Raw genomic sequence first — 24,891 nt, forward strand, 5'->3', positions numbered from 1 at the left:
AAATCTCCTTACTTTTTATATTTTTTCAACTGATCGCCGACCATATCTCCAAGGGAGAAGCCAGCGTGATCTTCTTCCGGTGCTTCGTATTCGCTTTGAACCTTCGAATCACTGGTTTCAGGATTTTCAAGTTCTCTGATGCTTAAGGAAATACGATGCTCCGCAGGGTTAATATCAAGCACTTTTGCTGTAACTGCCTGACCTTCTTCAAGCACCTCTCCCGGCGTTCCGATGTGACGGTTCGCGATTTGGGAAATGTGGACAAGACCTTCCACTCCAGGAGCCACTTCAACGAATGCGCCGAAGCTGACCAGCCGTTTCACCTGACCGTCGATAACATCTCCGGCTTCGATTTGTCCTTCAATGGTCGTCCATGGTCCAGGAAGGGTATCTTTAATCGACAGAGATACTCTTTCGCTGTCCGGATCAACAGCTAAGATTTTCACTTCGATCTCATCGCCTTCGTTGACGATTTCTCCTGGTGATTCTACACGGTGGTGGGCCATCTGCGAAATGTGGACAAGACCGTCGACACCGCCGACATCCACAAATGCGCCAAAGTTGGTCAGGCGCTGAACTGTTCCTTTCACCGTATCTCCTACATTCAAGTTTTCAAGTACTTCTTTCTTCTTCACTTCGGCCTCCTCGTCCAGAACGGCACGCTGAGATAAAATCAGCTTGTTTTCTTCCGGATCTATTTCTGCAATTTTTAGTCTTAATGTTTTTCCCTGATAATCTGAAAAATCTTCCACATAATATCTTTCTACGAGCGAAGCCGGGATAAAGCCACGCACGCCTAGATCGACCACAAGCCCGCCTTTAACAATTTCAGCCACCTGGGCTTCAATAACATCGCCGGATTCATACTTTTCCTGAAGCTCCCCCCAGGATTTATCAGCAAGTGCTGCCCGGCGGGAGAGAACCAGCTCATCATCTTCCATTTTTGTTACTTTGAATTCGAGCTGATCTCCTTCCTTGAGCACATCGTCTACTTTTTCTACATGCAGGCTTGAAAGTTCGCTGATCGGAATAACCGCATCTACTTTATAGCCAGCATCCGCATACGCCTGTTTTTCCTCTACCTTTGTTACTGTGGCAGTAATGATATCTCCCACGTTAAACTCTTTCATACCTTCAAGTTCGTTGTTCATTTCATCTGCCATTGACCATTGCCTCCTTCAGTGTCCTTAAATCCTGTCTATGGGGTTTTTGGGGATTTTGAAGTATTAACCGGACTGCAGCCGGCTGGTGCCTGTCTTTGCCTGCTGATGAACGGCTCTGATTTCTTCCATGATTACTTCGGTCGCTTCTTCAGCTTTCGCCTTATTTGTCCGAAGGTCCTGCATGGGCACCGGCCGGCCTATCACTACATTCACACGCCTGAACAGACCGTAGCGGCCGCTGATAGCAACCGGAACTACTGTTGCGTCTGAACGGAGAGCAAAAAAACCGGCGCCAGTTAATCCTTTTCCTATTTCCCCGCTTTTACTCCTAGTACCCTCAGGAAAAAGACATAAAACCTGTCCCTCGTTTAAAAATTGAATTCCCTGTTTTAATGACTTTCGGTCTACCACGCCTCTGCGGACGGGAAAGGCTCCGACAAAATACATAATAAAACCCAGAATTTTTTTGTTAAACAATTCGCTTTTAGCCATAAAGTGCACTTTTCTGCGAATATGAGTGGCAAGCAGAGGCGGATCAAAGTTGCTGATATGATTCGAACAGATCAGAACCGGACCTTCCTTCGGCACGTTTTCTCTTCCGGTCACCCGGACACGCATAAAAATAACCGCAAGAAAGTAGGAAGAATACTTTACGATATTATACATCATGGGACTGATTCACCTTCTCTTCTGCGAGCGCTGTGATCCTGCTGATGACTTCCGGGACGGTAAGAGCAGTGGTATCAATTTCCACAGCATCCTCTGCTTTTTTTAACGGCGAATGCTCCCTGGCTTTATCGAACTCGTCCCGGTGAATGATTGCTTCATAAATTTCATCGTAATCCGCCGGGGCGCCACGCTCCTGCACCTCCTTGTACCTTCGCAGTGCACGCTCTTCTGCAGAAGCAACCAGGAATATTTTTAATTCTGCATCCGGAAGGATAGTAGTGCCGATATCCCGGCCATCGAGCACCGCCCCTTTTTCCGCCGCAAGCCGGCGCTGCTTCAAGGCCATTTCCTCACGTACACCAAGGTGGGCCGCGGTCAGGGATACGACGCTGTCCACCTCGCTCGTACGGATAGCTTCAGAAACGTCTTCTCCGTCGAGGTAGACTTCGCTCACCTTCGGATTGCCGACAAGACGGATACTGGCGGCTTTTAACAGCTCCGTCATTTTCCCGCCGTCATCCAGGGGTGTACCCGTCCGCAGCGCCTTTAACGACAGCGCCCGGTACATTGCTCCTGTATCGATGTATGTATAATCCAGCTGAACGGCACATCCTTTCGATACAGTGCTCTTTCCAGCACCGGCCGGCCCGTCGATCGCAATATTGATTTTCCTCATCCTCCTGCACCCCGCCCATTAGATTGTTGAACATGTAGCATTTGCTCATCATTTTCAAAACTAACATATTTCGTCCCGTTTGCATATATTGCACCGGCCGAACTTTTCATTTCCCGGCACTTTACAAAAAAGAAAAAGACCGCTTCGGCGGTCTAATGCACTAGCTTCCTATTCGTTTTTCCTGATTTGATGCGGACCGCTGCCGTTCAAAGCAGTATCTGATCAGGGCCTGACGCTCTTTTTCGGCTAGGTCCAAAAACTCCATGCTTGCCCGTTTCGGCCGGCGCTCTTCTTTTTACTATTTATATCGGATAAAAAGGAAAATTGTTAAATTTCTTTTACGCCGGCACTGGCCTGCTCCCGTACATATTTTGTCAGCTCGGCCGTGATTTCATAACGCAGAAACGGCGTGATTAAATAAATGCCGTTAAAATAACGAAGCGTTTCATCAATCAGTTCTTTTGCGATAGCGATGCCTTCCCGTTTGGCTGCTTCGGAATCGTTCCCGCAGGCCGCCATCCGTTTCCGCGTATCCCCGGTTAACTGAATGCCCGGTACTTCGTTATGAAGAAACTCTGCATTCCCGGCGCTCACAAGGGGCATGATGCCGATAAACACGGGGGCACCCAGTTCCTTGACCGCTTCATGAATCGTCTTGATCCGTTCAATGTCATACACCGGCTGGCTCATAAAATAATGCGCACCTGCATTCACTTTCTTTTCCAGCCTTTTTACTGCTTTGTCGATATGAAGCACGTTCGGGTTAAACGCTCCCCCGATGGAGAAATTCGTTTTTTGTCCAAGGGACTTCCCGGAAAACAGCCGCCCTTCGTTCATTTCCCGGATCAGGGAAATAAGCGATACGGAGTTGGCATCATATACAGACTTCGCCCCCGGAAAATCCCCAACCTTCGAAGGGTCGCCGGTAATCGCCAGCAGGTCCCGCACACCAATTGTGTGAAGCCCTAGCAGATGGGACTGCAGGCCGATCAGATTCCGGTCCCGGCAGGCGATATGCAGCAATGGCCTGGCAGAAGTCTGCTGCCTGAGCATCGCTCCCATAGCGAGATTGTCAATCCGGGGAGAAGCAAGGGAATTATCGGCAAGCGTAACTGCATCCGCCCCGGCGTCATGAAGTGCCTGGGAGCCGCGTATAAATTTTCCTGTTTTCAGCTTTTTCGGCGGGTCAAGCTCCACGATGACCGTTTTTTCGTTTTTTACTTTTTCATGAAGGGGCACGAACGCCTCCTTATCGGCTGTAGCCTCAGCCGCCGGGGCCTCCACCTTTACCGGTCGCTTCGTCTTTTCCGGAACGTCGTGTTTAACGGCTTCCGCTATCATGCGGACATGCTCAGGCGTCGTGCCGCAGCAGCCCCCAATCAGACGAATCCCCTGTTCTTTAAAACGGAACGCCTGCTTATAAAAGTACTCGGGGTTGGACTGGTACACGTAACGACCGTCATACCAGTTCGGCAGACTGGCGTTAGGATAGGCGGAATAATAAGCCCGATCGGTTAATTCCGCCTGCTCAAGTGATTTCAATATATGATACGGACCCATCCGGCAGTTGAGTCCGACCACTGAAGCTCCGGCATCCTCGAGCCGGCTGAAGGCTTCACTGATCTGCACTCCCCCGTGCATGACACCGACGTCTCCAAGCGCCACCTGGGCAATAACTGGAATCTCTGCATCTTTACTGCGAATGTAGCGAATGATCTGCAGGAGCTCGGGCAGATCATAAAACGTTTCGAGCAGCAGGCCATCCACCGGTTCCGCCAGAAGGACATCCACCTGCTCCTCCAGCGCATTTCTTAAAAAGTCATCCGAATATTCGCTCACCTGGACGCCTTTAATCCCTCCGACTGTGGCAAATACATACGCTGATCCGCCGGATGCATTTCCCGCCAGCTGCACCCCGGCCCGGTTAATGTCCTGTACTTTATCCTCCAGGCCGTAGCCTTCAAGCTTCACCCGGTTCGCCGCGTAAGTGTTTGTCTGTAGAATATCCGCCCCGGCTTCTGCGTATTCCCTGTGAGCATGCTCCACAGCCTCAGGGTCCGTTAAATTCATAGCTTCAAACGAGCCCTTATAGCCTTTCTGGTAAAGATACGTGCCCATTGCCCCATCGCCGATCAAAATCGAAGAATCGAGTTTTTCGAGTACGTTCATAGCCTTGCCCCTCTCCAACTTATGAGTTACAGCGCTCTGAGCGCCTGTTCGAGATCTTCAATTAAATCGTCCTTATCCTCTATGCCGATGCTGAAGCGGAGAAGACGGTTATCAACGCCGTTTTGGACCCGTACCGCTTCCGGCATGTCTGCATGCGTCTGCGTTGCCGGATACGTAATAAAGCTTTCAACCCCACCCAGACTCTCTGCAAATGTGATGATTTTAATGTTTCGTAAAAATGAATCCACCCACTCTTCGTTTTCAAGACGGAAGGAAAGCATGCCGCCCCGGCCCGAGTAAAGCACATCTGTTACCTTCTCGTGACGGCTGAGATACTCTGCGATGGCTTTGCCGTTTTCTGTATGCTGCTTCATGCGGAGTTTTAAGGTTTTCATCCCGCGCATCAGCAGCCAGGAATCAAACGGGCTTAAAATTGTTCCCATGCCGTTTTGCAGCGCTCCAATTTTTTCAGAAAGCTCGTCCACATTGGATACAATCAGCCCGGCAATCAAGTCATTGTGCCCGCCTAAATATTTCGAAGCCGAGTGCACCACAATGTCCGCCCCTTCTTCTATCGGGCGCTGAAGCACTGGCGTATAAAACGTATTGTCTACAATAAGCCAGGCCCCGTGCTTTTTCGCGAGCAGCGACAGCTCCTTTAAATCTGCTTCCTGCATCAGCGGGTTCGTCGGCGTCTCAATAAACAACGCCTTCGTTTTATCTGTTATCAGCTGTTCAAAGGCTTCGAGATCCCTCGGGTCACCGTATGTAACCGTCACGCCCCAGTGCCGCCATCCTTCTTCAAACAGACGGTACGTACCACCGTAAATATCGCTTGTTGCAATCACTTCATCACCGGTTTCAAATATCGCAAACAGCGTCTGGATCGCAGCCATCCCCGAGCTGAGGGCAAACCCATGTTTACCTCCTTCAAGCGCGGCGATACCGTTTTCAAGCAGGTCTCTCGTTGGGTTCGCCGTACGGGAATAGTCGTAACCTGTGGACTCTCCAATGCCTGTATGTTTATACGCTGTGGAAAAATAAACAGGAGGGTTGATCGCTCCGGTCCGCGGGTCGGAATTATTCCCCAGTTGTGCCAGGATGGTTTCTATCTGCAGTTGCTTTGACATGTCACAGCCCTCATTTCTGTAAAATTAATGCATTAAATGTACGAAAAGGCCTTCTTCCTTAGACAGAAGAAGACCTTGGCATGCAATACTTCTTCTCATCTCGCAAGCACTGCTTGCAGGAGTTAGCACCTGACCGCATCACCTGCGGCTGGTTGCTGAGACTTCCAAGGGCCGATCCCTCCATCTCTCTTGATAAGAAACGTTATATGATTACTTTCCAAAGTACATGAAACGAATCGATATTGCAAGTAACCTTTTTATTCCGGCGCAATATCAACATGCAGCTGGTTTTCATTGCCGCAGACGCAGCGGCGAAAACCTGTTTCCATTTCCCCGGCTTTATTCTTTCTGCCGCGAAGAATGTACTTTTCCCCGCATTTCGGACAGCGGATAACAACGCGGTAACGGCGGTCTTCTGACATAATAGCTTCGTCCTTTCGAGTTGTTATTTCGCATTGGCTTTATTTGCTTTCGACAACGCAAACCACCACAAAAATAGCATGAACGGGATAAGATAATACAGAATATTACCTAAAGAAGCACTTAATATATAGTCGTACAGCCCGTGGAAGATAAGCGGAATAGCGAGAGCAAGAAAAAAAGAGAAGAGGCGCCTGCCATGACGGGAGGCGCGCTTCGCTGATACCGCATAGTATCCCATAATCACACCCAGAAGCGCATGCACCGTTACCGGCAGCAGAGCTCTGGTGAAAGCCGTTTCAATGCCGTTTGCAATTAAGTACAGGATGTTTTCAAGCGAAGCGAAGCCAAGCGACAGGGAAAGCCCGTAAATAACGCCGTCGTAAGTATTTTTAATTGGGGCAAACCGAAGCACAAATGTATACAACAGAAAAAACTTGATGCCTTCCTCAAGTACGGCGGCCTGGGTATACTGCGCCGCAAAAAGCGGCATGCTTACCCCTTCCGTTTCAAGCGCATGCTCGATCACAAGCACCGGGAATACAATCAGCACCCCTATGACAAACGCACGGATGACCGGCAGCCTTCGCTCTACGTCCGCCCGGCGTTTTAATGTGAAATATATCAGTAAAGCAACAGCCGGCGCCAGAGCCGCCATAATCAGTGCGATCACCTTTCGTTCTCACCCTCTCTTGTTAAACGTATCGTATCATGCTATGTTCAAATTCGTAAAAGAATAACGCCAGTCACAGCCGAGCCGACGAGGAGGAATTGAAATGAAAAAAATATTAGTTATCCACACAGGCGGCACGATCGCCATGACCCAGACGGAAGAAAGCGGCGTGGAACCGGGACTTCACAACCCGTTAAGCCACTGGAGCCGCATTGCCAATCAAATTGCTGAAATTGTTACGAGCGATTTCCTGCATCTCCCCTCTCCTCACATTACTCCGGAGCACATGCTTTCTTTGCATGAGCATATGCTTGAAAAGCTTTCCGAGGATACATATGACGGCGTCGTTATTACGCACGGCACCGATACCCTTGAAGAAACCGCCTATGCGCTCGATCTTTTTCATGACAAAGATCTGCCGGTGGTAGTGACGGGCGCCATGCGTTCAAGCAATGAAATCAGCGCTGACGGCCCGCAGAATTTCCTGGCCGCGGTCCGTACTGCCGCAAGCGATAAAGCCCGGGGCATCGGCGTCCTCGTCGTTTTAAATGACGAGATCCATTCTGCAAAAAACGTGACCAAAACCCATTCATCCAACATTGCCACATTTCAGAGTCCGCAATACGGTCCGCTCGGCTTTGTGACAAACAACGAAATATTCATCCATCACTACCCGGCAAGCCGCGAGCATTTTTCGCCGGTCCATATGAATAAGAAGGTGCTCCTTTTAAAAATGGCAGCCGGCATGGATGCTGCTCTGCTTTCCCCGCTGCTCGACCAGCCCCTTGACGGCATCATTATCGAAGCATTCGGCCAGGGTAATATTCCTCCAACCATCGTGCCGCTGCTTGAGGGTTCGATTGCCAAACAGGTTCCTGTAGTCCTTGTCTCCCGCTGCCACAGCGGTGTCGTCCAGGCTACCTACAGCTATGAAGGGGGCGGCTACCAGCTGAAGCAGAAGGGCGTTATCTTTACGAACGGGCTGAACGGCCAGAAAGCGCGCCTGAAACTGCTCGCTGCCCTGGATGAAAAGCGTCCGCTCGAAGCTATCCGCGACTGTTTTGAAAATATTGAATAGCATACCGCACATATCAAAAAAGCCACCAGTTTATCCAAACGAAGTGGCTTTTTTTCGTGCTATATTTTCCGCTATTTTTTCTCCATGAAAGCGGCCGTTTTCGATAAATATCTCATTTGCTTCATCCCCTGCGGCGATGACACCGGCAATGTAAATGTTTTCCCGGTTTGTTTCCATCGTTTCTTCGTCAAAGGAGGGACGGCCCGACTGTTCATCAACAGCAATACCGAGCTGGCGGAAAAAAGCCCTCGAGGGATGATAGCCGGTCATGGCGAAAACAAAATCAGCCGGCACGGAGTGGGAGACGCCCGCCTGTTCATAAATGACCCGCTCGGGATCAATACGCACTACGTCCGCTTCAAATTCCATACGGGCTGCGCCGCGCCGGACCATTGCCTGAAAATCAGGGAGGATCCATGGCTTAATGCTTTTGGAATACTCCTCTCCCCGGTAGAGAACCGTCACCTGAGCGTTCACCTGCTCAAGCGCAAGAGCAGCGTCCACAGCTGAATTTCTTCCGCCGATAATAACAACCTGCTGATTAAAATGAGGATGGGCTTCTTCAAAGTAATGCTTTACGTGCGGCAGGCTTTCTCCAGGCACGCCCATATGGTTGGGATTATCATAATAGCCGGTGGCTATGATAACGTGAGGAGCTCTCCACTCCCGGGTCTCGCCCTGAAGCGTTTCGGTTTGAACCAGATAACCGTCCTCCGCTTCCAGGATCGTCTGTACTTCTTCATAGTTATAAATACGCAGCTTTTCCGCTTCCGCTACTTTGCGGTAATAAACTAAAGCCTCCTGGCGCCGGGGCTTCCGGTCGACAACAGGGAAAGGGTGGCCGCCGATTTCGAGTTTATCCGCAGAGCTGAAAAACGTCTGGTGCACGGGGTACTCATAAATGCTGTGGACGATATTTTTCTTTTCGATAATGGCTGCATCAATTCCCCGGCGCTTTAAAGCGATAGCTGCCGCCAGACCGCAGGGACCGCCCCCGATAATAATTACTTGTTCATTCATATTCATACTCCTTTATTCACTGTCAGAATGACTGCTTGTCAGCACAAACACGTGCGTTTCCGCCGGGGCGCCGTGGCGCATCGGTATGCTGGTCGTGCCGTAGCCGTTGCTGATAAACAAATCCTGGTGCTTTTCATCATACCACCCGCCCTTTAATTTCGGTCCCCAGCCGAACAGCCGGATCTGACCGCCGTGGGTATGTCCGGTAAGCATATAGGCCGCACGTTCTGAAAAAGGGCCGTACCGGTAATACGCTTCCGGATTGTGGGCGATTAGCAGGTCTGCATCCGGCACATGTGCCGGGTTACGGTAGGATTCGTAAAAGCGTTCTTCTCCAAAGGAAGCGATCGTAAAATCACTTTCGTTTAACGTGCAGACGTTTTTTTCGAGAATTTCGATCCCCTCCTGATGCAGAAGCGGCCTCAGCCATCTGCGGCCCACCTGCAGGTCATGGTTACCCCATACAAACACGACCCGTGCATGGCTGCGGAGCAGGCGGAGGTTCTGTCTGATGCGTTCAGCCGGCACCCCCAGCTCGGCCAGGTCGCCGCCAATAATAATCAGGTCAGGCTCCTGTTCGAACTGCCGGAATAATGCAGGCGACACCCGCCGGCGATGAATGTCGGTAATGAAAAAAATGGAGCAGCCCTCCACCTCCGGCGGCAGGTTTTTGTATTCAAGCTCATGAGTTCTCACTTTATTCTGCCATGTTTCCTGCAGGACTCTGCCGGCATACAGCACAGAAAAAAGAAGAGGAGCCAGCAGCCATTTTTTCATGATGGAACCCCTCTTTTCCTTTATAAAATTTGAACGTTTCCGGACAATTTAAAAACGAGTATACGTATACCGTTTATCTCCGCTATACTTATGTAAGGGAAAAATTGACCGGAAAGAAGGTATTTAAACGATGGATCTTATTGTCTTTTTAGCAGGAGCCGCTTTATTTGGAGGAGGCTTTTTTTTGCTTTTATATTTTTTATTCAGAAAAAAACCGCTCACCTGGCCGTTTGTATTAATGATCGTTGGCGTAATTGCCTGTTTTGTCGGCCTTCTTTTATCTTCACCGCTGACAGAAACGTCTGCCGCCTTCATTTCTACTGAAACATACTTATGATGAACGGGGATGCCAAGGCGGTGATGACAATAAATATAAACGCAGCCAACAGCGTATGGGGAAGAGTCAGCATTGGGCTCTCTTCTTCCTCCGGCTCTTCATCTTTTCCGGAGTAGCGTGAACGCCTCAAAGTCTCTCCGTGCTCCTCTTCACCCGAAACCTCCCCGCCTGCACTGCCCCGGCGGCGGCCAAGGCGGCTCCGGTCTGTGTCCGGATGCTCTGCATTTTCCTCCGCACCGGCGTTTCGCCTTTCCATACGTGTTTTATTCATGCTTCGCTCTCTCCCTTCCGAAAAACAGCTCCTGCAGTCGTGTTTCCCACGGGGCTGTTTCTTTTTCTTTCTCTGCTCCCTGATGCTCACGAAAAGGAAGCCTGTGCCCGCACATATCGCAGCAGGGTTCGGGACGTTTCCTTAATGCTTCCCCAAAAACCTGCAGTAATAAACGTCTCCGGCAGGCTTCGCTATTTTCTAACCATTGTATCATAACCTTCAGCTTTTTCTGCTTTTCAAACCAGCGCTGCTGCACCTGCTTTTCCAGTTCTTCACGAAGCTCTGCCCCTGGTTTCTCCGGATATTTTTCAAGATAGTACGCAAGGAAACGAGCAGCAGTTTCTGTCCATCCCATACTGTTTATCAGGTCATCTGTTATTTCTCCCCGCCTGCTTCCGGATGCCGTTTCCAATGCGGATCCGAGTTCATTCACAGGTGGAAGCTCCGCTTCCATCAGCATCTGCGGAATAATGATGTCTTCCTCCATGTAAAGCACCGCCGCCCATGCCTGTCTTCCGTCCCTTCCCGCTCTCCCGATTTCCTGAATATACGATTCTGCATCTTTTGGAAAATGATAATGAAGAACAAATTCGACGTCGGCTTTATTCAGCCCCATGCCAAAGGAATTTGTGCATACTACGACGTCCAGGTCACCGTGTAAAAACTGCTGCTGGATCATTAATCTGGCCTCATTTTCAAGCCCGCCGTGGTAAGCCTCCACCCGGTGGGATGTTTCTTCCTGGAGCAGCGCTTTAAGCTCTTCGCATCTTTTCCGGCTCGATACGTAAACCAGGCCGGGGCCCGGGGCCTTCTGGACGAGCTGGATCATTTCTTTTTTCTTTTCCCGTTCGCTCGTGCACCGTTGAACAAACAGAGCGATATTCGCACGATCCACCGAATGAATGTACTCCGCCGGCGCTTCCATCTGCAGCTGTTTTTTAATGTCAAGCTGCACTTCCGGGGTTGCCGTTGCTGTAAAAGCTGCCATACAGGGACGTCCCAGCGCCTGCCGCACCGGCCCGATTTTCAGATAATCCGTCCGGAACTCGTGCCCCCACTGGGAAATACAGTGGGCTTCATCCACTACCATCATCGACACTTTTACCGTCTTCAGCCGCTCTACGATAAACGGCAGCGAGAGAGCTTCCGGAGAAATATACAAAAGCTTTAACGAAGAAAGCCGGCTGAGCACCCGGGATTTTTCCTCCGGGCTCATAAAGCTGTTATAGGCGGCAGCTGTTTTAATATGTCTTGCCCGCAGCTCCTGGAGCTGATTATCCATTAATGACAGCAGCGGGGAAACGATAATCGTCAGGCCGCTCTTCATTAAAGCGGGCAGCTGAAAACAGATGGACTTGCCGCTTCCAGTCGGAAGCACGGTCAGGGTGTCCGTGTCTGCAAGCAGTGCATCCACGATTGGCTCCTGGTACTCATGCAGAGAAGGAAAGCCAAAGTATTTATTCAGCGCTTCTGTTTTTCCGCTCACCTTTCTCCCCTCCTTTTGCCAATGCAAGCCGGATCGCAAAATATGTCACATCACTGTCCAGCTGTTCTTTCAGCGCTTTCAGTTTAAATGTATCAAGAGAGGCAGCTGTCCGGCGTATTGCTTCCTGCTGTTCTGGCGGCACCAGATCGTCAATGGAAAATCCTTCGATCTCACCGGCGATTTCCACAAAATGGTCTTCAATGGTACTTTCCTTTAACCGGCGGGCATGTGCTATTCCTTCGAGCGACAGTCCTTTGTTTATGAAATCAAGCGTCTTTTCAGCTGTGACGGTAAGCTGGGGATTTCCTCCGGCATCCAGGCATTCATGAAGAACCGTGCCCGGATGGGTTTCCGCTTTTTTTATTAAAGCGTGCACCGTCCCCTGAAACAAGTACTCAATTTCGGCCTTTTCCATACCCTGGAGGCGCGCTATCTGCTCTGTCGTTTTCCCCAGAGTTTCCGCCCCCGTCAGCCTGTATGCAAATATAAATGCCTGCACCTCTTTCAGTTCATGCAAACAGTCCGTCATTTCTTCATATAACCTGGTCATGACCGTATATTTTTCCGGGCCCCAGGCCCCGAGCTTTCGTTTTACCCACTGCTGTGCTGCCACGTCCTGAATAATAGGAACAAACTGTTTTTTCTGCTGATACAGGTGGGAGAGCGTCTGAATCAACAGAGCAATCCTTCTCCAAAACTGCCGTCCCGTGTCGCGGTACGTCCATCCATCAAACCCTGCTTCTTCCACTATCTTCTCCCGCGGCTCGATGGCAGCGGAAGCTTCTGCACCCGGCACTCCTCCGGCCTCCAGCCAGCCGCGTTGATAAAAAGAGGAGGTAATGCTTTCAAACTGCGGCTTATCGAGCGCAGGAAGGGCACCGAACAGGTCCTTCGATTGAAACCACTTGGCATCTGTGATCGTCTGTGAGGATCGCTTTCCGGACAAAAGGTGATAGGCAGATGCGTCTGTACGCTCTCCGCGGAGCCTTTTTAATGCTATCAGGATCATCGCCTCTTGAAACAGCAATACGCCTCTTCCTTTCTGTTCGTTCATCAAAATGCCACAAGTTAGGCTGTGTGGGGCATTTCATATCTGTTGAAAAGTTTATCATGAAGAAATACAATATGGAATAGACCTTACGGCGCTCATCGCTCAAGCGCATGAGTTTATAGATATTTGATTACATGGAGGGACACAGATGGCGAAATACACCATTGTTGATAAAGATACATGTATCGCCTGCGGTGCCTGCGGAGCAGCAGCTCCCGATATTTTCGATTACGATGAGGAAGGCCTGGCCGAAAACATCGTCGATGACAACCAGGGCACAGAAAGCATTCCGGACGACCTTGAGGAAGATATGATCGACGCTTTTGAAGGCTGCCCGACCGATTCCATCAAAGTCGCGGAGGAACCGTTCGGCGGTGACCCGTTTAAATTCGAATAAGTACCGTGCCCCCAGGCCGCTGGGGGTTTTTTTACAGATTCTGTTCCCTGCCTTTCTTCCGGGTTTCATTCCTGCTATAATGCAGAAGATGTTTACTATACATATTGAAGGAGGAGATTGCCTTGGCAGAAAACAAAGAAGTGGAAGTGCTCATTGAAATTCCGACAGGCAGCCAGAACAAATACGAATTTGATAAAGATAAAGGGGTCTTTAAACTCGACCGCGTGCTTTTCTCCCCGATGTTTTATCCAGCAGAATACGGCTACATCGACGACACGCTTGCGCTCGACGGCGACCCGCTTGACGTGCTTGTACTCGTTACCAATCCAACATTCCCAGGCTGCGTCATTGACGCCCGGGTCATCGGCTATTTAAACATGATTGATGATGGGGACGAGGATCAGAAGCTGCTGGCTGTACCTACGGAGGACCCACGTTTTGAAGGAGTAACCACGCTTGAGGACGTGCCGCAGCACAAGCTTGATGAAATCTCCCACTTTTTCCAGACGTACAAAGAGCTTGAAAAGAAAACGACTAAAATCGGCGGCTGGGAAAACGAAGCAGAAGCAGCTAAGCTTGTACAGGAATCCATCGACCGTTACAATAACCAGTAATTATCAAACGGGCCGGCAGCGGGAATTTTTCTGCTGCCGCCGGTTTTTTATACATGCGCGTAACCGAAGAGGCTGAAGACCAGTCTCTTTTCGTATTTTCAGCGGCGTCAGGTAAATTGACACCTGTACTGGAGTATGATAAAGTTCTTCCCAACTACGCATAGACATTTGTCCTCCAGAGATATACATTTGGGCATTTAAAGCACAAAACGTCAACAAACTTTTTGTGAATGAACGAACAAGGGAGTGGAGTAACATGCAGAAAACTATGAACGAAGAGGAAACAGTGACAAGCAATCAGACGTTTCGTGTGCTTGTATCCGATGCGATGAGCAGCGAGGGCCTGTCGCCGCTGCTTGAAAGCGATCAGGTACAGTGCGTTCAACAGCACGTTGACGAGGCAGAAGGACTCGATTCGTTTGATGCCCTGCTCGTCCGGAGCGGTACGACTGTGACGGCGGAAGTGATGGATTCCATGCCGAACCTCCGCATCGTAGCCCGCGCCGGTGTCGGAGTGGATAATATTGACATCGATGCCGCTACCAAACGGGGAATTGTTGTGATCAACGCCCCGGACGGCAATACAATCTCCACGGCCGAGCATACATTTGCCATGATGGCTTCACTCGCCCGTAAAATCCCGCAGGCGAACGCTTCACTGAAATCCGGTGAATGGAACCGTAAAGGCTTCCAGGGCACAGAGCTTCGCGGAAAGACGCTTGGCATTGTAGGCTTCGGCCGTATCGGTTCTGAACTGTCCAAGCGGGCCCAGAGCTTTGAAATGAGCGTGATCGTATATGATCCATTTTTGACAAAAGAGCGGGCAAACGAAATGGGCGTAGATCTCCGGGGCTTCGAAGAACTTCTCGGAGAGGCGGACGTAATCACCGTTCATACGCCGCTCACGAAAGATACCAAAGGCATGCTCGGCCACGAAAACCTCGGTAAAACAAAGCCCGGAGTTATGCTTTTAAACTGCGCCCGCGGCGGTATTATTGATGAAGACGCCCTCGCCCATTACCTTGAAACAGGCCATGTAGCAGGAGCAGCTCTCGATGTTTACGAAGAAGAGCCGGCGAATGAAAACCCTCTCGTCGCATTCGACCAGGTCGTCAGCACGCCGCATATTGCGGCTTCAACAAAAGAAGCCCAGTTAAATGTTGCTTCCCAGGTTTCAGACGAAGTGCTTCAGTTTCTGCAGGGGCTCCCTGCCTTAAACTCTATTAATCTCCCGACAATGTCGAAAGAAAAGTTTGAAGCGATACGCCCGTACTATGAATTTGCCCGCCGCATGGGCAATATCATGTCCCAGAGCGTAAAAACACCTGTTCAGGAGCTGAACGTGCGTTACAGCGGCAATGTCACCGACCTTGAAACGTCTATTCTGACCCGTTCCCTTCTTGCCGGCTTTCTCCAGAGCCGCATCGACGCGCCGGTTAACGATGTGAATGCTTCCACGATCGCCAAGGAGCGGGGTATTGACTACGGAGAGCAGTTCGGCTCCCAGTCGCTTGGTTATTCCAACCTGATTCAGGCAACCGTCGAAGGCGAAGGCCGTTCGTTTACGCTGTATGGTACGTATGTGAAAGAATACGGCCCGCGCATTGTGCGCATCAACGACTTTAATGTCGACTTCTATCCGACCGGTCACCTTATTTATATCCAGCATACGGATAAGCCGGGGGTTATCGGTAAAATGGGACAAATTCTCGGACGGCATCAGATCAACATCGCCACCATGCAGGTAGGACGCCGCGAAGAAGGCGGGGAGGCTATCATGATGCTCGCCGTTGATCGTGAAGCCAATCAGGATGTGGTAAAAGATTTAACGTCCATTGAAGAAATTTCTCTGGCTGATACGATTGAACTGTAGCAATAATACGAAAAAGACGTGCCCGCGGGCGCGTCTTTTTTTACAGTTTCTCTACTATCTGTTCTCTTTTTTTAAATAAATATCGAAATGATACATTTCTTCCCGCTCTCCCATTGATTCGTAAAGAGCCACAGCGGGCGCATCTTCCTTATCCGCCTGAATGAAGACAGCGGAAGCATCAAGATTTTCCGCTTCCTTCAATAAAAAAATTAATAGAGTTGTGGCGATTTTCCGCCTGCGGAATCCGGCATCCACAGCGAGATCATAAATGTAGATTTCACACGTTTCCTCTTCCATTTTATTCATCACGTAGGCCGTAAGGCCAGCAACAACCAGTTCGCCATAGACCGCTGTACAGACGATCATCCTGTCGTTTGAGAGCTGCTTCAGAAGATAGCTGTCCGAGGGCTTATTACCCGTATACACCTCCTTTTCTTCAAACGCTTCAGCATAAATCTCGTTCAATTTCCTCATCTGCTTTAAGCCGGCCCCGTTGTTCTTTAGCCGCTGGCAGGTAATAGCCATAAAACAACTCCTCCCCGGATGAGCTCATGTGTACTGCTCCGCTGCATTAACTGTGAATCACTTCAAGCTGCCTTTAATATATCCAGTTTTATTGAAAATTACAATTTAAATTCTTTTACTGATATCAAAAACGACGAGCCCCAGGCCCGCCGTTTTTACCATTTTTATGATTTTGGCCACAAATAGCCGAGCAGCTCGTTAAGCTGTTTTTCCCGGGTTTCGTTCAAAAAAGCACCGCCGTTTCGGGTAATAAATGCATGCTCCCCGTCTTTTTGAATCCACTGCTTCTGCATGGCCATCTGCTCTAAAAAGCAGTAAATGAAAATATGTTTTGTTTTTGTATGCTTGCCGTGCTTCTCCAATTTCAGCGATTTCTCCATGACTTTCCAGAAGCGCCGGTGGATATGCCCGTCTTCATCAAGGCGGATACGTCCATGCACCCTCAGGCGGGTCAGAAAAAACAAACATGCAGAAAGCAGCCAGCTGTCCCGTTCTACTGGCCCGCTCTGCTCATTCAGCCAGCGAAGCAGTCCCACGTCAATGAAAACATCTTCACCACTCAGCTGTGTTTGAATAGTCTGTGCCGGAAGCTGCTTCATTTTTTGTTTTTCCTCTCCTGCTCAGTAGTAAATACTTCTGCACTTCGTTCGTATTCAACGTCCGCTGTGCCCGCACGGCTGTTCGCAATTCTCGCGGCACTGAACAGGTAATCCGACAGACGGTTCATATACATAAGCACCGGGGCGGGCACGTCTTCGGTTTCGCCTGCCCGAACAAGTTCCCTCTCCGCCCGCCGGCAGACGGTTCGGGCAAGGTGAAGCTCTGCTGCCAGCGCCGTCCCTCCTGGAAGAATAAATTTTTTCAGCGCCGGGGCTTCCTTCGTGTATTGATCAATCCGGTGTTCGAGCCATTCCACAGTCGAAGCTGTGACTTTCTTTACTGCTTCCGGGCGGATGTCAGCTGTATCACTGCCACAGTCAAATAATTCATGCTGAATACGCTCAAGATCCTTTTGCAGATCTGACCCGCTTTTTTCCTCCGCTGCTATCAGCTGCGCCTTGCCAATCAATGCGTTTACTTCTTCAAAGGTTCCAAACGCTTCAATTCTCGCATCACCTTTGTTTCTTTTTCCGCCTACTACGGAGGTATCTCCGTGGTCTCCCTGTTTGGTATACAGCTTCATGTTTTTCACCCTTTCTGTCCGGAAGCCGAATTGTAGTCATCTAACAATGATTCTATCAATTCTCCGATGTGAAGGTAGTGCCAATGTAACTGTTCTTCCGAAAATGCTTCATTCTTTTTCACCGGTGCTGTGACCATAATCTCGTTGAGCGCCCCGTGCGAAAGACCGGTACACCCGCGGTCATGCATCCATTCGAATGCTTTTCTTTGTATGTACAGCTGTAAGGCTGAAACCTCCTGGGACGGCCAGCCTGCGGCCATGTGGATCCACAAAAAGCATGACCTCCCGGATCCAAAAACAGCCTCCCGGCTGCCTGTGCTTTTTCTCCATACACGCATATCCGGGGAAAATTGGATGGTATGAGCCGGCCGTCCGTCATCAAAAATACGTACAGCACCGTTTATTTTATCCACTGAAAGCACCGATCCATAAACCAGCTTTTTTAACGAAGGAGCGTATACATTTAAAGCTGCATTTGAGGCTGCTTCGATTTGATACGCTGTTTCCGACCATGAAAGCGGTGCGTCCGGACCATGATTTTCCGGCTGCGGCGGGCGCCAGTGAACGGCTGGTGCTTTTATTTCATGCTGCAGGCTGATATTAATATCGGCCTGGTACACTTCCGACAGACGGCGTTCGGTAAAAACAGCCGTTGGTTCATCAAACGCTTCTGTTCTGCCCTCTGAGAGCATCAGCACCCGGTCGCAGTATAGAGCAGCCGCCTGAATATCGTGCATTACGACTACCACAGCCCGGTTTTGTTCCGAAGCCCAGCTGCGAATGTAGTTTAACAATTCAATCCGATAGTGTATGTCCAGGTGGTTAGTCGGCTCATCGAGCAGCAGACACTCCGGCTGCTGTGCCAGCAGTCTTGCAAGCAGTACCCGCTGTTTTTCCCCACCGCTTAAAGCGTGGAACGAATGGAATCTTTTGAACCATACGTGCATCTGCTGCATCGCGTTTTGAATAACCTGTTCATCTTCTTTATTGTTCGCTGCCGGCCACAGGCTTTTTTGATAGGCATACCTTCCCATCTCTACGACCTGGCGGGCCGAATAGGCGGCTGTCAGTTCGTCAAACTGCGGCAGGTAAGCGACAGTCTTAGCCCGTTCCGAAGAAGTGAACGAGCTCAGAGGTTTGTTTTTATACCGAACGCTCCCGGACGAGACCTCATGCAGACCGGCCATCACACGGAGCAGTGTCGACTTTCCGCTGCCGTTCGGCCCCACAATGCCAATCATCTCCCCGGCCTCAACGTTAAAGGAGACCCGCTCAACGACCGTACTGCTCTTCCCGTAGCCGGCAGTTACGTTTTCGACTTGGACTTCCGCCATTTACTGCCACCGCCTTCTTCGCTGATAAAATAAAAGCAGAGCAAATACAGGCGCTCCGGCCAGAGCCGTAATCACCCCGACCGGCACCTCTGCCGGAGCTGCGGCCGTGCGCGCGATCAAATCCGCAAGCATTAAAAACACTGCCCCGCCGCCAAAAGACAACGGCAGCAGATGCTTATGATCCGGCCCCCACAGCAGACGTATCATATGCGGAATCACGAGCCCTACAAAGCCAATGGTACCTGAAACAGCGACCGCTCCTCCTGTTAGTACTGATGCGCCGATTAGAAGCAGCAGCCTTGTCCTCGGTACATTCACCCCTACCGAGGAAGCACTGTCTTCGCCAAATGCAAATGCGTTGAGCGCGCGGGCCTGCGGAAGCAGAAGCAGCACTCCTGCAAGCAGACACGGAACGATCAGCTGAAAATAATCCCATCCTCTGCGGCTCACGCTGCCAAGCAGCCACTGAATAATCTGCCGGAGTTCTTCTCCGCTGAATGCAATCAACAGCGACATAAACGCACTGAGAAATGCGGTGATGATAATACCTGCAAGAATCATCGTTTCAGTGCGTACTGCCCGTTCCACGGAATAAACAAAAAGAAGCAGAACAGCAAGCGTTAAAAAACCGCAGATGATGCTGACTGCCGGCAGGGTGAACCCACCGAGCAGAGGTATCTGCCATCCGAAATACAATACGGCAACCGCGCCGAGCGAAGATCCTGAGGAAACGCCGAGCGTATAAGGATCGGCAAGCGGGTTTCGCAGCAGCCCCTGAAAAACAGCCCCTGCAAGCCCCAGCGCCCCTCCTACTGCGGACGCCAGGAGTACGCGCGGCAGCCGCACCTCCTGAATAATCGCTGCAGCGCCGGCCTCTGTTTCAAGTGAGAGAGGAAGAAACGGAAAGATCTGGAGCAGTACCGCTTTGATGCTTACAGACAAAGGCACTGCTACGCTCCCGGCGGAAACGGCGAGAAGCAGTACGCCGGTAAACGCGGCGAGCATCAGGAGATAGGCACTTGTGTAATTATCTTTCAGCCATCGCATCCGGATGAATTCTTTCTGCCATTTCTTCGAGCCCTTCAGTAAGACGCGGACCCGGACGGCTCACTTTATCGCTGCTCAATGCGTATACTTCTTCATTTTCCACTGCAGGCAAAGTACCCCAGCCTTCTCTTGAAGCAATCGTTTCAAGCGGCTCCTCTTCTGTCGGATACGTCGTTAAAATGATATCCGGGGAAGCATCAATGATTTCTTCTTCGCTCACCATCGACCATCCTTCCAATTCGCCGGCAGCGTTCTCTGCATGCACAGCCGCGAGCATTTCATCAATAAACGTGCCGCTTCCTGCGGTATACAGATCAGGGGAGGCCCCTGCTTCCACATACACCTGCCGGTCCGCATCTGCTTCTTCGGTGGCTTCCTTTACGTCTGATACATCTTCTTTCATTCCATCGATAACTTCAGCGGCTTCCTTTTCCTCTCCGATAGTACTGCCAATCAATTCGATGCTGTCATATACAGCGTCAAATGACTGCGCGTCCGGCACGGTAACTACCGGAATTCCCGCTTCCTCCACCTGGGAAAGAGAGTCTTCAATGCCGGAGGAGGCGTGGGCAAGTACCACATCCGGATCCATGGCAATAATCTCCTCGATATTTGGTTCAAGGCCCGAACCGACACTTTCGATATCTGTAACTTCCTCCGGATATGTATCTGCATCGGTCCTTGCTTCGATCCGGTCGAGCGCTCCCAGCTCATAAACTATTTCTGTATTGCTCGGTATCAGACTGACAATATCTTCAGGCGCCTCGTCGAGCGTAACTTTCTCTCCGGAAGCATCCGTAACTTCAATGGCTTCCGTGTTTTCATTACTGCTTCCATCCCCGCTTTCTCCATCAGTGCCACAGGCAGCAAGCGCACCTGCTGCCGGTATTATCATCAGTGCTTTAAATTTCATTCATGTTCTTCCTTCCTGCTTATTGTTCTGCAAGCTGGGCGATAAATATCTGCCTCGGGGAAGTTTCTAGTTGAAAGGGAGACGCATCGTAATCACCGTAAAAAGCGTGAATCTGCAGTCCGTGCGCTTCCATCATGCTGCGCAGCTGGTTTTCCTGATACATTTTTACTTTTTCCATGTACCTTCTGGTGGAGTCCCCTTCTACTATACTGATGCGTTTTACAACAAATTCATCCTGAATGCTCCGCTCCTGATAAATTTTCAGTCCATCCTTCACCGTTTCATCCCGGGGAACAATATGCTGCTTAATATACTCCGGGTTCAAATAATCAAAAACAAACCATCCGCCCGGCTTTAACGCAGAGGCCGCCTGCTGGAATATTAACTCATTTTCTTCATCGTCCGGAAAGTAGCCAAAGCTTGTAAACAAATTAAACGCCAAATCGTATTCTTTCCGGATCTGTACGTTGCGGATGTCGCCCCGCTGGTATTGCACCGGCAGGCCGTTCGTCAGTTCAATTGCTTTTTTCAGCAGCGCCGGCGAGAGATCGATGCCGGTAACGTCCACACCTTTTCTCGCCAACCAGCGGGCATGACGTCCGTTTCCACAGCAAAGATCAATAGCCTTGGCCCCGGGCGTCAGCGGGATTTTTTCCATAATCGTGTTCAATTCACTGGCCGCCTTTGTTTCATCACGGTGATCGTAAACTCGTAAATAGTCTTCCTGAAAGTGCTCTTCGTACCAAGCTTTCATGCTGAACCGCTCCTCTGGGCTTTACTTATTCGGCAGATCAATATAAAACGTCGTTCCCTCGCCAGGCTCACTTTCTGCTGCAATAGCCCCGTGATGGGCATCGACAATATTTTTAACAATGGCAAGTCCGAGCCCGGTGCCTCCCTTGCCCCGCGTCCTTGCTTTGTCTGCTTTATAAAAACGTTCAAATACATACGGCAGGTCCTCTTTCGAGATACCGCTGCCTGTGTCGCTGACTTCCATATGCAGCGATTCCCCGTTCACAGCCCTTATGGTAATGGAGCCTCCCGATTCGGTATGACGAATCGCGTTATGGACCAAGTTTGTGAGAATCTGCTCTACCCGGTCAACATCGATATAGGCGTATTTCTCCGGAGCATGCAGATCCAGAACGAGCTGCACCTCAGATTCATCAGCAAGGCCCTGGAACTTCCGCTCCACCCGTTGAAAAAAGGATGCGACTTCCTCCTCTTCTTTTTCGAGCTTCAGATAGCCGGCTTCCATCCTGGCAAGGTCAAGCAGCTCATTCACCAGACGCCCCATACGCAGCGATTCATCGTAAATGATGCGGCCGATCTCTTTCTTTTCTTCCTCCGTCGCTGCAATATCATCCACGATGGCTTCACTGTACCCCTGAAGCATACTGATTGGTGTCCGCAGTTCGTGGGATACGTTGGCGATAAAGTCCTTACGCAGCTTATCGTGCCGGCGTTCTTCTGTCATATCCCTGACTACAGCTACCGCCCCGCGCACGTCTTCGTTGCCGTAAAGCGGGGTGACCAGCACCGCAAAGCTTCGGCCCTGCACCTCGAACTCATCAAGCTGCTCCATTTCTGTCTCCACCGCTTTTTCAAACAGGCTGGTAACCTCGGCCGGAAGCGAGCTTGCTTCCTGTTTATCCTCGAGCCGGTTCAAACGGATAAAGTAATCCGCCGGGGGATTGGTCAGCACCATAGTCCCTCCCCGGTCAAACGTGATGACACCATCAGCCATGCTGTGCAGAATGCGGCTCAGCTGTTCTTTTTCCTGATTTAACGCTGTAAGGTTATACGACAGCTCCCGGCGCATCCGGTTAAATGCGTTGCCCAGCTGACCAATCTCGTCATTACTGACTACCGGCACTTTGGAGTCGAAATCCCCCTTCAGCACATTGAGGGCAAGCTCACGCATTTTCCGGAGCGGTGCCGTAATACGGGTACTCAGAAAAAAAGCAAAAACGGTCGTTAAAATAATTGCAATACCGGCTGAAAGCAGAATTATCTGCTTTGTTTCCCCGGTGGTCTCTTCAATGACTGAGAGCGACTGGTACACATACACTTCCCCTTCACGGCCGTCATTAGTTGTAAACGGCTCGCCGACAGCAAAAATTTCGTTTTCGCCGCCATCCATGGAAAAGGTGTCGTGAACCGTTACCTGCTCCCGCTCTCCGGCCACCCGGCCGAGTTCATTACTATTCTGAATATCAGAGGCAGCCAAACCGTCCCCGCCCCCTGAGCCGTACCACAGGGATCCATCGATAAATACCATCACTTCAGAATTGTACGTGCCGGCAATTTGATCGATGACCGGCTGCGAACTCTCCAGGGTATTTTCTTCCTGCAGCGATGTGGCTATGATCTCAGCATTGTTGGTTAACTGGTTTTCTGCTTCCGAAATATTAAACTGCTCGAAAAACTGGAGCAGCAGGATGGTAAGAATTAACAGGACTACCGTTAACAGACCCAGTATAGTCAGCCAGAGTTTTCCGACGACGCTGCGCCAGATCATTGCTTTTGTTCCACCTCGAATTTATAACCGACGCCCCAGACTGTTGAGATCATGTCCGCTGCGTCTTCAGAAACCTTATTCAGCTTTTCACGCAGGCGCTTTACGTGCGTGTCCACCGTCCGGAGATCCCCAAAAAAATCATATTTCCATACGTCCTTCAAAAGCTGCTCCCGGGAGAATACTTTGTCCGGTGACTGGGCCAGATACAGCAGCAGCTCGTACTCTTTCGGCGTCAGGCCGATGATTTTATTGTCCACCGTCACCCGGTGGGCATCGTTATCAATCGTTAAATGAGGGAAAACCAGCACTTCGTTGGCAGATGCCTCCGGCTTCATGTATTTAGTGGAGGAGGAACGCCGGAGCAGTGCTTTTACGCGCAGCGTTACTTCTCGCGGGCTGAAAGGCTTGACAATGTAGTCATCCGCCCCTACTTCAAACCCCTGTACTCTGTTGGATTCCTCTCCTTTGGCTGTCAGCATAATGACCGGAGTCGCTTTGGTTTCACGCAGCTGTTCACATACTTCCTCGCCGTCCATGCCGGGCAGCATTAAATCAAGCAGAATAACGTCGTAATCCTTTTCGAGGGCCATCGCAAGAGCGTCCTCACCGTTTTCCGCTTCTTCAATCAAAAAATCTTCGCGCTCCAAATACATTCGGATCAGCCGGCGGATCCGGGCTTCATCGTCTACGACTAATATTGTTGTCTGCTGGTCCATGAAATCCTCTCCTGTCTAAAAAGCTTATGCATTCATTTTACCCGCCGCCAGACCAAGATTCAAAGCGGCAGGTCTGAAACATTGATGAACTTTTAGGCCAGATCCTTGAGCTGTTTAACTTCCTTTGGCTTCAGCGGCCGGGTTTCTCCGGGATTCATTCCGAGCAGATCGAGCATGGCGTACTGCTCGCGCTTCAGCTTTTCCACCGGGTGGCCGATCTTTTCGAACATGCGGCGGATCTGGTGATTTCTTCCTTCATGAATCACAATTTCAATAATTGAACTGTTGCCTTTTTTATTGGAAGATTTAACATTCACTTTCGCAGGGGCCGTTTTCACGCCGTCAAGCTCAATACCGTGACGGAGAAGCTGCAGTTTCTCTGCTGACGGTTTTCCCGTCACCTTCGCGATATACGTCTTTTTGACGTTGCTTTTTGGGTGCATCATTTTATTGGCGAACTCGCCGTCATTAGTTAAAAGCAGCAGTCCGGAAGTGTCATAATCCAGCCGGCCGACGGGAAAAATACGTGCCTTTACTTCGGGAAAGAAATCGGTGACCACTTTGCGGTTTTTATCATCCGCCACCGCAGAAATAACCTGCTTCGGCTTGTATAGCAAATAATAGACCGGTTCTTCCTTCGTAAGTGGAATGCCGTCCACTTCCACCTGGTCATTGATACCGACCTTACTGCCGAGCTCTTTGACTGTTTTGCCGTTCACCTTCACCCGGCCGTCCGTAATATAGTCTTCTGCTTTTCTTCTTGAAGTGATGCCGGCCTGGGCAATCACTTTTTGTAATCTTTCCATAGATAGGCCTCCTCATCCATTTTTTCTGCTTATTTTATTTTC

At 50.3% G+C, this 24,891-nt stretch carries 27 protein-coding genes and 1 riboswitch; of the genes, 5 read left to right on the forward strand and 22 right to left on the reverse strand.

Annotation, left to right across the window (positions count from 1 at the left end):
• Window positions 1-8: 8 nt before the first annotated feature.
• From rpsA to prsW, 7 genes are all read right to left on the reverse strand, one after another.
• Window positions 9-1,163, reverse strand: a complete 1,155-nt coding sequence (gene rpsA / locus BLV22_RS03310; RefSeq protein WP_091611240.1) for a 30S ribosomal protein S1 — start codon at window positions 1,161-1,163, stop codon at window positions 9-11.
• Between the two features lie 63 nt (window positions 1,164-1,226).
• Window positions 1,227-1,832 (reverse strand): lysophospholipid acyltransferase family protein, encoded by a 606-nt coding sequence (locus BLV22_RS03315; RefSeq protein ID WP_091611242.1) that lies wholly within the window; start codon window positions 1,830-1,832, stop codon window positions 1,227-1,229.
• Entirely contained in the window at window positions 1,822-2,508 is a 687-nt protein-coding gene (gene cmk / locus BLV22_RS03320; RefSeq protein ID WP_091611245.1) for a (d)CMP kinase, read from the reverse strand. The genes BLV22_RS03315 and cmk overlap by 11 nt, the downstream gene beginning before the upstream one ends.
• A 327-nt stretch (window positions 2,509-2,835) precedes the next feature.
• Window positions 2,836-4,677, reverse strand: coding sequence for a bifunctional homocysteine S-methyltransferase/methylenetetrahydrofolate reductase (locus BLV22_RS03325; protein ID WP_091611247.1), 1,842 nt, complete (start codon window positions 4,675-4,677; stop codon window positions 2,836-2,838).
• Between the two features lie 26 nt (window positions 4,678-4,703).
• Window positions 4,704-5,807 carry a methionine biosynthesis PLP-dependent protein gene (locus BLV22_RS03330; protein ID WP_091611250.1) on the reverse strand — a complete coding sequence of 368 codons (1,104 nt, stop codon included), beginning with the start codon at window positions 5,805-5,807 and terminating at the stop codon, window positions 4,704-4,706.
• 92 nt (window positions 5,808-5,899) lie between these two features.
• Window positions 5,900-6,006: riboswitch (SAM riboswitch) on the reverse strand.
• A gap of 58 nt (window positions 6,007-6,064) precedes the next feature.
• A complete protein-coding gene (locus tag BLV22_RS14960) occupies window positions 6,065-6,229 on the reverse strand; it encodes a hypothetical protein (protein WP_176967630.1) in 165 nt (54 codons plus the stop codon).
• 23 nt (window positions 6,230-6,252) lie between these two features.
• Window positions 6,253-6,900 (reverse strand): glutamic-type intramembrane protease PrsW, encoded by a 648-nt coding sequence (prsW, locus tag BLV22_RS03335; protein WP_091611253.1) that lies wholly within the window; start codon window positions 6,898-6,900, stop codon window positions 6,253-6,255.
• Between the two features lie 103 nt (window positions 6,901-7,003).
• Here prsW and BLV22_RS03340 point away from each other — a divergent pair, with 103 nt between their 5' ends.
• Window positions 7,004-7,978 (forward strand): asparaginase, encoded by a 975-nt coding sequence (locus BLV22_RS03340; RefSeq protein WP_091611256.1) that lies wholly within the window; start codon window positions 7,004-7,006, stop codon window positions 7,976-7,978.
• Window positions 7,979-8,008: 30 nt separating this feature from the next.
• On the opposite strand, the gene BLV22_RS03345 is transcribed toward BLV22_RS03340, so the two are convergent.
• Window positions 8,009-8,998 (reverse strand): YpdA family putative bacillithiol disulfide reductase, encoded by a 990-nt coding sequence (locus BLV22_RS03345; RefSeq protein WP_091611259.1) that lies wholly within the window; start codon window positions 8,996-8,998, stop codon window positions 8,009-8,011.
• A gap of 12 nt (window positions 8,999-9,010) precedes the next feature.
• Window positions 9,011-9,775 carry a metallophosphoesterase gene (locus BLV22_RS03350; protein WP_091611262.1) on the reverse strand — a complete coding sequence of 255 codons (765 nt, stop codon included), beginning with the start codon at window positions 9,773-9,775 and terminating at the stop codon, window positions 9,011-9,013.
• Between the two features lie 184 nt (window positions 9,776-9,959).
• Between BLV22_RS03350 and BLV22_RS14965 the strand changes: the two genes are divergently transcribed.
• Window positions 9,960-10,112, forward strand: coding sequence for a hypothetical protein (locus BLV22_RS14965; RefSeq protein ID WP_176967631.1), 153 nt, complete (start codon window positions 9,960-9,962; stop codon window positions 10,110-10,112).
• Here the strand turns inward: BLV22_RS14965 and BLV22_RS03360 are convergent.
• Genes BLV22_RS03360 through BLV22_RS03370 form a run of 3 tightly spaced genes read right to left on the reverse strand, consistent with a single transcriptional unit; the run spans window position 10,093 to window position 12,896 of the window.
• Complete coding sequence (locus BLV22_RS03360) at window positions 10,093-10,383, reverse strand: hypothetical protein (protein ID WP_091611267.1); 291 nt, start codon at window positions 10,381-10,383, stop codon at window positions 10,093-10,095. The two genes, BLV22_RS14965 and BLV22_RS03360, sit on opposite strands and share 20 nt — an antisense overlap.
• Window positions 10,376-11,869 (reverse strand): RecQ family ATP-dependent DNA helicase, encoded by a 1,494-nt coding sequence (locus BLV22_RS03365; RefSeq protein WP_143030950.1) that lies wholly within the window; start codon window positions 11,867-11,869, stop codon window positions 10,376-10,378. The genes BLV22_RS03360 and BLV22_RS03365 overlap by 8 nt, the downstream gene beginning before the upstream one ends.
• Complete coding sequence (locus BLV22_RS03370) at window positions 11,841-12,896, reverse strand: YpbB family protein (protein WP_176967632.1); 1,056 nt, start codon at window positions 12,894-12,896, stop codon at window positions 11,841-11,843. The genes BLV22_RS03365 and BLV22_RS03370 overlap by 29 nt, the downstream gene beginning before the upstream one ends.
• 172 nt (window positions 12,897-13,068) lie before the next feature.
• Between BLV22_RS03370 and BLV22_RS03375 the strand changes: the two genes are divergently transcribed.
• The 3 genes from BLV22_RS03375 to serA all read left to right on the forward strand — a co-directional run bounded on the left by BLV22_RS03375 (window position 13,069) and on the right by serA (window position 15,804).
• Window positions 13,069-13,317 (forward strand): ferredoxin, encoded by a 249-nt coding sequence (locus BLV22_RS03375; RefSeq protein WP_022792296.1) that lies wholly within the window; start codon window positions 13,069-13,071, stop codon window positions 13,315-13,317.
• A gap of 122 nt (window positions 13,318-13,439) precedes the next feature.
• Window positions 13,440-13,931, forward strand: coding sequence for an inorganic diphosphatase (locus BLV22_RS03380; protein WP_091611277.1), 492 nt, complete (start codon window positions 13,440-13,442; stop codon window positions 13,929-13,931).
• Between the two features lie 256 nt (window positions 13,932-14,187).
• Window positions 14,188-15,804: a phosphoglycerate dehydrogenase gene (serA, locus tag BLV22_RS03385; RefSeq protein ID WP_245723997.1), complete on the forward strand. Its 1,617-nt coding sequence runs from the start codon at window positions 14,188-14,190 to the stop codon at window positions 15,802-15,804.
• Window positions 15,805-15,858: 54 nt separating this feature from the next.
• Here serA and BLV22_RS03390 read toward each other — a convergent pair whose 3' ends face one another.
• The 10 genes from BLV22_RS03390 to BLV22_RS03435 form a co-directional block, all read right to left on the reverse strand.
• Complete coding sequence (locus BLV22_RS03390) at window positions 15,859-16,329, reverse strand: GNAT family N-acetyltransferase (protein WP_091611281.1); 471 nt, start codon at window positions 16,327-16,329, stop codon at window positions 15,859-15,861.
• Window positions 16,330-16,493: 164 nt separating this feature from the next.
• A complete protein-coding gene (locus BLV22_RS03395; protein WP_091611284.1) occupies window positions 16,494-16,928 on the reverse strand; it encodes a hypothetical protein in 435 nt (144 codons plus the stop codon).
• On the reverse strand, window positions 16,925-17,512 hold the full coding sequence (locus BLV22_RS03400; RefSeq protein WP_091611287.1) for a cob(I)yrinic acid a,c-diamide adenosyltransferase: 588 nt from the start codon (window positions 17,510-17,512) through the stop codon (window positions 16,925-16,927). The genes BLV22_RS03395 and BLV22_RS03400 overlap by 4 nt, the downstream gene beginning before the upstream one ends.
• A 5-nt stretch (window positions 17,513-17,517) precedes the next feature.
• Complete coding sequence (locus BLV22_RS03405; protein WP_091611290.1) at window positions 17,518-18,846, reverse strand: ABC transporter ATP-binding protein; 1,329 nt, start codon at window positions 18,844-18,846, stop codon at window positions 17,518-17,520.
• Window positions 18,847-19,893, reverse strand: a complete 1,047-nt coding sequence (locus BLV22_RS03410; protein ID WP_091611292.1) for a FecCD family ABC transporter permease — start codon at window positions 19,891-19,893, stop codon at window positions 18,847-18,849.
• Complete coding sequence (locus BLV22_RS03415; RefSeq protein ID WP_091611295.1) at window positions 19,874-20,806, reverse strand: ABC transporter substrate-binding protein; 933 nt, start codon at window positions 20,804-20,806, stop codon at window positions 19,874-19,876. Before BLV22_RS03415 ends, BLV22_RS03410 begins: the two co-directional genes overlap by 20 nt.
• A gap of 19 nt (window positions 20,807-20,825) precedes the next feature.
• Window positions 20,826-21,560, reverse strand: coding sequence for a class I SAM-dependent methyltransferase (locus BLV22_RS03420; protein WP_091611298.1), 735 nt, complete (start codon window positions 21,558-21,560; stop codon window positions 20,826-20,828).
• Window positions 21,561-21,581: 21 nt separating this feature from the next.
• Complete coding sequence (locus BLV22_RS03425; RefSeq protein WP_091611300.1) at window positions 21,582-23,327, reverse strand: ATP-binding protein; 1,746 nt, start codon at window positions 23,325-23,327, stop codon at window positions 21,582-21,584.
• Complete coding sequence (locus BLV22_RS03430; RefSeq protein WP_022792306.1) at window positions 23,324-24,043, reverse strand: response regulator transcription factor; 720 nt, start codon at window positions 24,041-24,043, stop codon at window positions 23,324-23,326. Before BLV22_RS03430 ends, BLV22_RS03425 begins: the two co-directional genes overlap by 4 nt.
• Before the next feature lie 92 nt (window positions 24,044-24,135).
• Complete coding sequence (locus BLV22_RS03435; RefSeq protein WP_091611303.1) at window positions 24,136-24,849, reverse strand: pseudouridine synthase; 714 nt, start codon at window positions 24,847-24,849, stop codon at window positions 24,136-24,138.
• Window positions 24,850-24,891 lie beyond the last annotated feature (42 nt).

Origin of the sequence: Marinococcus luteus (assembly GCF_900106595.1) — a bacterium.
Lineage (GTDB): Bacteria > Bacillota > Bacilli > Bacillales > Marinococcaceae > Marinococcus > Marinococcus luteus.

Excerpts from the sequence above, each read along its gene's own strand:
- BLV22_RS03420 (WP_091611298.1), bottom strand. The coding sequence starts at position 21,560 with ATGAAAGCTTGGTACGAAGAGCACTTTCAGGAAGACTATTTACGAGTT.
- serA (WP_245723997.1), top strand. The coding sequence starts at position 14,188 with ATGCAGAAAACTATGAACGAAGAGGAAACAGTGACAAGCAATCAGACG.
- BLV22_RS03345 (WP_091611259.1), bottom strand. The coding sequence starts at position 8,998 with ATGAATGAACAAGTAATTATTATCGGGGGCGGTCCCTGCGGTCTGGCG.
- BLV22_RS03375 (WP_022792296.1), top strand. The coding sequence starts at position 13,069 with ATGGCGAAATACACCATTGTTGATAAAGATACATGTATCGCCTGCGGT.
- BLV22_RS03325 (WP_091611247.1), bottom strand. The coding sequence starts at position 4,677 with ATGAACGTACTCGAAAAACTCGATTCTTCGATTTTGATCGGCGATGGG.
- BLV22_RS03350 (WP_091611262.1), bottom strand. The coding sequence starts at position 9,775 with ATGAAAAAATGGCTGCTGGCTCCTCTTCTTTTTTCTGTGCTGTATGCC.
- BLV22_RS14960 (WP_176967630.1), bottom strand. The coding sequence starts at position 6,229 with ATGTCAGAAGACCGCCGTTACCGCGTTGTTATCCGCTGTCCGAAATGC.
- BLV22_RS03330 (WP_091611250.1), bottom strand. The coding sequence starts at position 5,807 with ATGTCAAAGCAACTGCAGATAGAAACCATCCTGGCACAACTGGGGAAT.
- BLV22_RS03430 (WP_022792306.1), bottom strand. The coding sequence starts at position 24,043 with ATGGACCAGCAGACAACAATATTAGTCGTAGACGATGAAGCCCGGATC.
- BLV22_RS03410 (WP_091611292.1), bottom strand. The coding sequence starts at position 19,893 with ATGCGATGGCTGAAAGATAATTACACAAGTGCCTATCTCCTGATGCTC.
- BLV22_RS03415 (WP_091611295.1), bottom strand. The coding sequence starts at position 20,806 with ATGAAATTTAAAGCACTGATGATAATACCGGCAGCAGGTGCGCTTGCT.
- BLV22_RS03340 (WP_091611256.1), top strand. The coding sequence starts at position 7,004 with ATGAAAAAAATATTAGTTATCCACACAGGCGGCACGATCGCCATGACC.
- BLV22_RS03405 (WP_091611290.1), bottom strand. The coding sequence starts at position 18,846 with ATGGCGGAAGTCCAAGTCGAAAACGTAACTGCCGGCTACGGGAAGAGC.
- BLV22_RS03360 (WP_091611267.1), bottom strand. The coding sequence starts at position 10,383 with ATGAATAAAACACGTATGGAAAGGCGAAACGCCGGTGCGGAGGAAAAT.
- cmk (WP_091611245.1), bottom strand. The coding sequence starts at position 2,508 with ATGAGGAAAATCAATATTGCGATCGACGGGCCGGCCGGTGCTGGAAAG.
- BLV22_RS03400 (WP_091611287.1), bottom strand. The coding sequence starts at position 17,512 with ATGAAGCTGTATACCAAACAGGGAGACCACGGAGATACCTCCGTAGTA.
- BLV22_RS03315 (WP_091611242.1), bottom strand. The coding sequence starts at position 1,832 with ATGATGTATAATATCGTAAAGTATTCTTCCTACTTTCTTGCGGTTATT.
- BLV22_RS03435 (WP_091611303.1), bottom strand. The coding sequence starts at position 24,849 with ATGGAAAGATTACAAAAAGTGATTGCCCAGGCCGGCATCACTTCAAGA.
- rpsA (WP_091611240.1), bottom strand. The coding sequence starts at position 1,163 with ATGGCAGATGAAATGAACAACGAACTTGAAGGTATGAAAGAGTTTAAC.
- BLV22_RS03425 (WP_091611300.1), bottom strand. The coding sequence starts at position 23,327 with ATGATCTGGCGCAGCGTCGTCGGAAAACTCTGGCTGACTATACTGGGT.
- BLV22_RS03390 (WP_091611281.1), bottom strand. The coding sequence starts at position 16,329 with ATGGCTATTACCTGCCAGCGGCTAAAGAACAACGGGGCCGGCTTAAAG.
- BLV22_RS03395 (WP_091611284.1), bottom strand. The coding sequence starts at position 16,928 with ATGAAGCAGCTTCCGGCACAGACTATTCAAACACAGCTGAGTGGTGAA.